Genomic DNA, 6,809 nt, shown 5'->3' with positions numbered 1-6,809 from the left:
TATCAACGATCAGAAAATCAGCGACATTCTGCAAAAACACAGTCACCCAACGCACGATCAGGTGCGCGATGTGCTAGCCAAAGCAGGCGAAATGAAAGGCCTCAACCTGCAGGAGGTTGCAGTGTTAACCGGCATCAGCGATCCACTGCAACTGCATGAGCTGTTCCAAACAGCCAACCATATTAAGGATACCATCTATGGCAAAAGGCTGGTTCTTTTTGCGCCGCTCTACATATCGAACCTGTGTGCCAACGAATGTACTTATTGTGCCTTCCGCGCCAAAAATAAGGCCATCGTACGGCGGTCATTAAGCCAGGCTGAAATCGAGCTTGAAACCGAAGCCCTGATCAAACAAGGACACAAGCGGGTGCTGCTGGTCGCTGGCGAATCGTATCCCAAACAAGGTTTTCAATATGTACTCGATGCCGTGCAATCGGTTTACCGGGCCAACTACAACGATGCGGAAATCCGTCGGGTCAATGTGAATGTGGCCCCGCTTACCACCGACGAGTTTAAATTACTGAAGGCTGAAAAAATTGGAACCTACCAGCTTTTCCAGGAAACCTACCACCACCAGACCTACAAAAACGTGCACCTTGGGGGCAAAAAGCGTGACTACGACTGGCGTATTACCGCCTTGCACCGGGCCATGGAAGCTGGAATTGATGATGTGGGTATCGGCGTGCTGTTTGGCCTGTTCGACCACCGGTTCGAGTTGCTCGCCATGATGCAGCATATTGCAGAGCTGGAACGGGTATTTGGCGTGGGGCCACACACCATCAGTGTTCCGCGCATGGAGCCGGCAACCGGTTCCGACGTTGCTTCTCACCCGCCCTTCCCGGTTTCAGACCTTGAATTTCGCAAGATCGTGGCCATCCTGCGCCTGGCCGTGCCCTATACCGGCATCATCATGTCGACACGCGAAACTGCCAAAATGCGCAGCGAAACCTTTGCGCTGGGCGTTTCGCAAATTTCGGCAGGCAGCCGGACCAACCCCGGTGGCTACGAAGAGGAGGTGGAAGATGAGGTGTCCGGACAATTTAGCCTGGGCGACCACCGCCCGCTGGATGAAGTCATCCGTGATGTGGCGGAGATGGGCTATGTCCCCTCGTTTTGCACCGGCTGCTATCGGCTCGGACGCACAGGCCAGGACTTTATGGACCTGGCCAAACCCGGTGCCATAAAAGCACACTGCGGTCCAAACGCACTCTCCAGTTTTATGGAGTACCTCAACAATTATGCGTCGCCCGAAACCTATAAAACCGGCATACAACTGATTGAAAAAACAATTGCTGAAATGGAGGGATTGCCGGCCGATCGCGCCCGAAAGCTGGTTGACCGGGTAAAGCAAGGGCAAAAAGATGTGTTTTGCTAACAAAAGAGAAGCTCCAAGAGCGACCAATGCCATTTAATTTAATATGAGTTAACAACTATCTGGAATAATTCTAAATAAATGTTAAGGCTGTTTCTATTTAGAATTATTCTTAATAAATTGCTCCAGTTATAAACTTAAAAAATGGAAAATATGAAAAAGTTGGTTTTAGTATTAGCAATTGTATTCACTTTTGGAGTTACTTACGCTGGAAATATGGCTGCTGCTGAAAAAGAAACAAAAACAGAACAAGTGGCTACGGCTGAAAAAGACAAGAAAGCTAAAAAAGCTGAGAAAAAAGGTGATTGCGAAAAATCATGTAGCGGCGAGAAAAAAGCTTGCGGAGACAAAAAGTAATTTCAAATTGATATCACTCAAAAAGCCGGTTAATAGCCGGCTTTTTTTTGCTCTATTTTAGGATTCTTGCCCCGCCAGGCAATCGGTTCAAATTCTTACAGAGAAATTGCTTGATACCATTCATTTCCTAAATATCAAATCATCGGCTCTGCAAGCTCATATTTTGACAAAACGTTGCATTAAAAACGGATCATTTGTAATTTTCAGGCCAAATTGAATCGCATGAAATCGCCCAAATCCTTTCGCTTGCATATTGGCCTTTTTGGCCGCCGCAATGTTGGCAAATCTTCCCTGCTCAACGCGATTACGGAACAGGAGGTATCCATTGTATCCGAAATTGCGGGAACCACCACCGACCCGGTTGAAAAACCCATGGAGCTGCTTCCACTTGGCCCGGTGCTATTTATCGATACCGCCGGAATTGACGACGTGGGTGCTCTGGGTGAAAAGCGGGTTCAAAAGACCAAAGCTGTTTTCGACCGGACCGATCTGGGAATCATCGTCTCGAACAGCCAGGATTGGGGCGAGTTTGAAGAAAAAACCTTACAGGAACTAAAAGACCGCGAGATTCCGGTGATTGTGGTTTTCAACAAAACAGACTTGTATCCGGGCCGTTCGTGTATGCTCAATAGTTTGAACGGCGAAAAGTTGCCCGTCGTTGAAACTTCGGTCAGCACCGGAGCAGGCATTGATGCATTGCGCGAGACCATTCTGAAAACTGCACCCGACGACTACATCAACCGGCCGGCCATTGTCGCGGATTTGGTTGGCCCGGGCGAAGCCGCCATCTTGGTGGTTCCGATCGACAAGGAGGCCCCCAAAGGCCGGCTGATTTTGCCGCAGGTACAAGCCATTCGCGATTTGCTGGATGGCGACTCTTTTTGCATGGTGGTCAAAGACCAGCAGCTGCCCAAAGCCCTCGCCCAAATGAATCAGGCACCCAAGTTGGTAGTCACCGACAGCCAAGCCTTTGCACAGGTAGCCGCAGTGACTCCCCCGGAAATTCCGCTCACCGGTTTTTCCGTCTTATTTGCACGCTTTCAGGGCGACCTCACAGAAATGGTACGTGGCGCCATGGCCATCGACCAGCTTAAAGCGGGCGACCGCGTGTTGATTGCCGAAGCTTGCTCGCATCATCCCATTGAGGAAGATATTGGCACCGTAAAAATCCCCAACTGGCTCAACAAGTATGTTGGCGGACAACTGGATATTGAACACGCACGCGGCCGCGACTTCCCAGCCGATATTAGCCAGTACAAGCTGATTATTCATTGTGGTGCCTGCATGTGGAACCGCCGCGAAATGCTGTCGCGTATTCTGAAAGCCCGGCAGGCCGGCGTTCCCATCACCAACTACGGCCTGACCATCGCTTATTCTTTGGGTATTTTTGAACGGGCATTACAACCATTTCCAGCTGCGTTGGAAGTTTATAAAAACGAACGTTAAGAACGATTTTTTTTCGATTTCGACTTGTACGGATTCTTTTTGTTGTTGTATATGATGTAGCTAACGAATAAGATCAAACTCAAAGCCGAAACCCAGATTAAGCCCGCTTTCAATCGATCGTTGTTCTCCCCAAAATAGCCAACCAAAACAGCCAAAGGAAAGATTCCCACTAAGGTGGCGCCGATGAACCGCCAGTATCCCATGCGTAGAATTCCACCTACAAAACTAATGGCATCGTTTGACAGGAAAGGAGCCAAACGGGTGATGATCACAGCCCATACTCCGTACTTTTCAACATAGAATTCCAATTGTTTTTCTTTGTCGCCTCCCAATAGACGAGCAATTGCAACTTCCCCCAAATAGCGGCCAACAAAGTAGCCAATACTGGAAGCAACGGCTACCGCAGACACGGAGATTAAAGTTCCCCAATAAGGACCGTACGCCAACACTGAAACAACCATGAGCAAAGGAGATGGAATGATCAGCAGAAACATCTGGAGCACCATCGTTAATATGATAAAAATTGGACCCCAAAATCCGAGTTGATCAACCCAATTTGAAATTCGCTGATTATTATCGCTGGTCAGCGTTTCAAAAGCCTCCTTAAAAAAGTCGTTTACATCAGGAACAGCGAAATAAAGCAAAGCAAGCGAAAGCAATGACCCCAGACTTATGTAGAGCGGCCACCTACTTTGTTTCACTTGTCCTTTTTGATTATTCTGTGTCATTCAAATTCATTTTAATGCGGAACTGAGCCAACCGCGCTACCAAATAAATCCGGTAATAAAAGAAACGTCCCTGGCTTCTTTTAGCACCGATCCGCCTTCCAGCCAGTTTGGAAAAATTTCTCCTAATCCTTCAACCATAAACTGAATGGCGATGGCTGTTACAATAATTCCGAAAACCCGGGTGAACACAGTAAAAACGATACTATCAACCTTCTTCTCTAAAAGCGGTGACGCTAAAAACACAAAAAACAAAACGGAGAAGGTTACGACAATAACGCCAACCAAAACGACATAATCAATAGCAGATGATGCTTTTGTGCCGAATAAAACCACCGTTGTAATTGAGCCAGGGCCGGCAAGTGCAGGAATACCCAAAGGAACAAAAACCTTTTTGAATCGTTGTTTGGCAATTGACATATTTGTCTCTCCATCCTCATCCCGGTCGGTCAACTGCGAAGCCGATCCTTGCACCATCGCAATGCCAGTGTACAACAACAAGATTCCTCCGGCGATCTTAAAAACCTGCAAATTGATCGAAAAAAACTGAAGCAAAAATTTGCCGGAAACCAGAAAAACAGACAGAATCATCACCGCAGACAAGATCAGAAAAAACGCTATCCGGTGCCTGATTGAGCTAACGGCATCATTAGTCAGGTCGCTCCATACCGGCCAAATTCCAATTGGGTTTACGATGGCCAACATGGCAGCAAAAAAATTCAAATAGTAATCCCAATTCATATCATTTCTATATTTTAATTTCCGTGAAAAGTCGTTTTCTCAACTTTTATTCATGCAAACAAAGACACGATTAGATAGTTGAAAATGCACGCTAAAATATTATTCTGATCTTATTCCCTCCCCATCCTGGTCCGCTGAAATTTTCTATTCAGCTTATTGCGATAAAATAATCACTGCTGTGCGGAGAAAATGGCAGTTTAGCCATTATGCGGAAAATTATTCAAAAGATAAGGGTTTACCTCCACTAAACTGTCTGTTATTGTGAAGGCAATAATTTTCCCTAATTTAGCAGTGTCCTTGTACCTAAATAGTCATCAACCAACATCGTGAATAACATGAAATTTTCAATTTTTTCTTTTTTGCTCCTTATTCTTTCGATATCGACAAGTGTCGCCCAGGAGCGTTATCTGGAAGAAATTACGGACTCCGTAAAAACAGAAACCTTCACCTACACTAAAAAAGACGGACAAACCCTGGATCTGGATATTTACACGCCTGTTTTTGATGCCGAAGAAAACCGACCGGTAATGCTTTACGTGCATGGAGGTGGTTTTTCGGGCGGCACCCGCGATGACAAGGGCACCATTGATTTTTGTAAAAAAATTGCCCGCCGCGGTTATGTTGCCGTCTCCATGAGCTACCGCTTAACCCGAAAAGGAACCGAAACCGCTTTTGGCTGTGACTGCCCTGCCGAAGAGAAACTGGCAACTTTTGCTGCTGCGGTGGAAGACATTCAGGATGCGACCTATTTTTTGATTCAGAACCGCGTGCAATTCGGAGTTGATCCTTATCAGATTATCCTTTCAGGAAGTAGTGCGGGAGCTGAGGCCGTACTAAATACCGCTTACCAACCACCCTATTGCTATGATTTGGAAGGCGGACCGGTGTCTTATGCAGGCGTTATTTCCATGGCTGGCGCCATTCCCGACACCACAATAATTTACGAGGAATCGGCCGTTCCTTCCCTGCTTTTTCATGGTACCTGCGACAACCTGGTGCCTTATGCCACCGCACCGCACCATTACTGCAATGAGAACAAAGTCGGCTATTTGGTTCTACACGGCGGAAAAACCATTGCCGACCGCTTGCACCAACTTGACCAGCCGTATTGGCTATACACTTTCTGTGGAGGTAATCATAGTATTGCCGGATCGCCCATGAGCTACCAGTTTGAAGAAATCATGGTTTTTTGTTATGAGTTTGTCCTCCATCAATCCAAAAACCAAATGCACACGGTCATTCCGGGCGACCACGATTGTGACTATCCTGTATTTAACCATTGTCAAAACTAAATCAACCTTCCATGAAAATCACCAGCCTTTTAGTTATGATCCTTTTAGCCACAGCCACAAGCACCACTTTTTCACAAACCGCAAAAGTTGTCACCTATAATATCCGCCTCAACACCCCGGATGACGGAGAAAATGCCTGGCCAAACCGGAAACACCTGGTCACTGATTTGCTGCGCTTTCACGAAGCCGACATCATTGGCATGCAGGAAGTTCTTTACGATCAACTGACCGACATCTCCCTACAAATGCCCGGTTTTGACCAGATTGGCGTGGGCCGGGAAGATGGCAAAGCCGGCGGCGAATATTCGCCCATATTTTACGACAGCCGTAAATACCAGCTCAAAAACCACGGTTGGTTCTGGCTGTCGGAAACCCCTGAAAAACCAAGCATGGGCTGGGACGCCGCTTGCAAACGAATCTGTACTTATGCGCTGTTTGAAGACTACGATAAACGCAAAAACTTTTGGGTATTCAATACGCACTTTGACCATGTGGGCGAGGAAGCCCGCATCAATTCGGCCCGGCTGATTCTCCAAAAAATTGATTCGCTAAACAGCAAGGGCGACCCCGTTGTTTTGATGGGAGACTTCAACTTAACCCCCGAATCAAAACCTATTGAACGCATTGAGAACCAGTTTTTCGACAGTAAAAAAGTGTCGGCACAAGTTCCCTATGGTCCGGAGGGGACCTATAATGGATTCAACTTCAACAGCGAACTGAAAAACCGGATTGATTACATCTTCGTCAAAGGCAAACTCAATGTGCAAAAGTATGGCGTGCTCACCGATTCGTACGAAAAACGCTACCCATCAGACCATTTGCCAGTGCTGGTTGAAATCGAGTTTTAGCGGCTGAACATTTCCGAAATTTCGCTGT

At 46.8% G+C, this 6,809-nt stretch carries 7 protein-coding genes; 5 read left to right on the top strand and 2 right to left on the bottom strand.

Going from position 1 to position 6,809, the window contains the following annotated elements; genetic code table 11:
• From hydG to hydF, 3 genes are all read left to right on the top strand, one after another.
• Nucleotides 1–1,375, top strand: a 1,375-nt coding sequence (gene hydG, locus NC99_RS08185) for a [FeFe] hydrogenase H-cluster radical SAM maturase HydG (protein ID WP_204374941.1), incomplete at its 5' end; no start/stop codon positions are given.
• Nucleotides 1,376–1,525: 150 nt separating this feature from the next.
• Nucleotides 1,526–1,729 (top strand): hypothetical protein, encoded by a 204-nt coding sequence (locus NC99_RS08180; protein WP_157624685.1) that lies wholly within the window; start codon nt 1,526–1,528, stop codon nt 1,727–1,729.
• 222 nt (nt 1,730–1,951) lie between these two features.
• Nucleotides 1,952–3,175: a [FeFe] hydrogenase H-cluster maturation GTPase HydF gene (hydF, locus tag NC99_RS08175; protein WP_053182053.1), complete on the top strand. Its 1,224-nt coding sequence runs from the start codon at nt 1,952–1,954 to the stop codon at nt 3,173–3,175.
• On the opposite strand, the gene NC99_RS08170 is transcribed toward hydF, so the two are convergent.
• Together NC99_RS08170 and NC99_RS08165 are read right to left on the bottom strand one after the other, a co-directional pair.
• Nucleotides 3,172–3,903, bottom strand: a complete 732-nt coding sequence (locus NC99_RS08170) for a TVP38/TMEM64 family protein (RefSeq protein WP_053182050.1) — start codon at nt 3,901–3,903, stop codon at nt 3,172–3,174. The genes hydF and NC99_RS08170 overlap by 4 nt on opposite strands.
• A gap of 36 nt (nt 3,904–3,939) precedes the next feature.
• The gene (locus NC99_RS08165) at nt 3,940–4,641 is read right to left on the bottom strand and encodes a MarC family protein (protein WP_053182047.1); all 702 of its coding nucleotides are present in this window, start codon (nt 4,639–4,641) and stop codon (nt 3,940–3,942) included.
• Between the two features lie 335 nt (nt 4,642–4,976).
• Here NC99_RS08165 and NC99_RS08160 point away from each other — a divergent pair, with 335 nt between their 5' ends.
• Entirely contained in the window at nt 4,977–5,933 is a 957-nt protein-coding gene (locus tag NC99_RS08160; protein ID WP_053182044.1) for an alpha/beta hydrolase, read from the top strand.
• Nucleotides 5,934–5,944: 11 nt separating this feature from the next.
• On the top strand, nt 5,945–6,781 hold the full coding sequence (locus NC99_RS08155) for an endonuclease/exonuclease/phosphatase family protein (protein ID WP_053182040.1): 837 nt from the start codon (nt 5,945–5,947) through the stop codon (nt 6,779–6,781).
• Nucleotides 6,782–6,809: the final 28 nt, after the last annotated feature.

Source organism: Sunxiuqinia dokdonensis, from assembly GCF_001270965.1.
Classification (GTDB): Bacteria; Bacteroidota; Bacteroidia; order Bacteroidales; family Prolixibacteraceae; genus Sunxiuqinia; species Sunxiuqinia dokdonensis.
This window is presented reverse-complemented; position numbering and strand designations above follow the sequence as displayed.

What these genes read in the sequence shown, in the direction of transcription:
- NC99_RS08180 (WP_157624685.1), top strand. Translation starts at nt 1,526, where the DNA reads ATGAAAAAGTTGGTTTTAGTATTAGCAATTGTATTCACTTTTGGAGTT.
- hydF (WP_053182053.1), top strand. Translation starts at nt 1,952, where the DNA reads ATGAAATCGCCCAAATCCTTTCGCTTGCATATTGGCCTTTTTGGCCGC.
- NC99_RS08170 (WP_053182050.1), bottom strand. Translation starts at nt 3,903, where the DNA reads ATGACACAGAATAATCAAAAAGGACAAGTGAAACAAAGTAGGTGGCCG.
- NC99_RS08165 (WP_053182047.1), bottom strand. Translation starts at nt 4,641, where the DNA reads ATGAATTGGGATTACTATTTGAATTTTTTTGCTGCCATGTTGGCCATC.
- NC99_RS08160 (WP_053182044.1), top strand. Translation starts at nt 4,977, where the DNA reads ATGAAATTTTCAATTTTTTCTTTTTTGCTCCTTATTCTTTCGATATCG.
- NC99_RS08155 (WP_053182040.1), top strand. Translation starts at nt 5,945, where the DNA reads ATGAAAATCACCAGCCTTTTAGTTATGATCCTTTTAGCCACAGCCACA.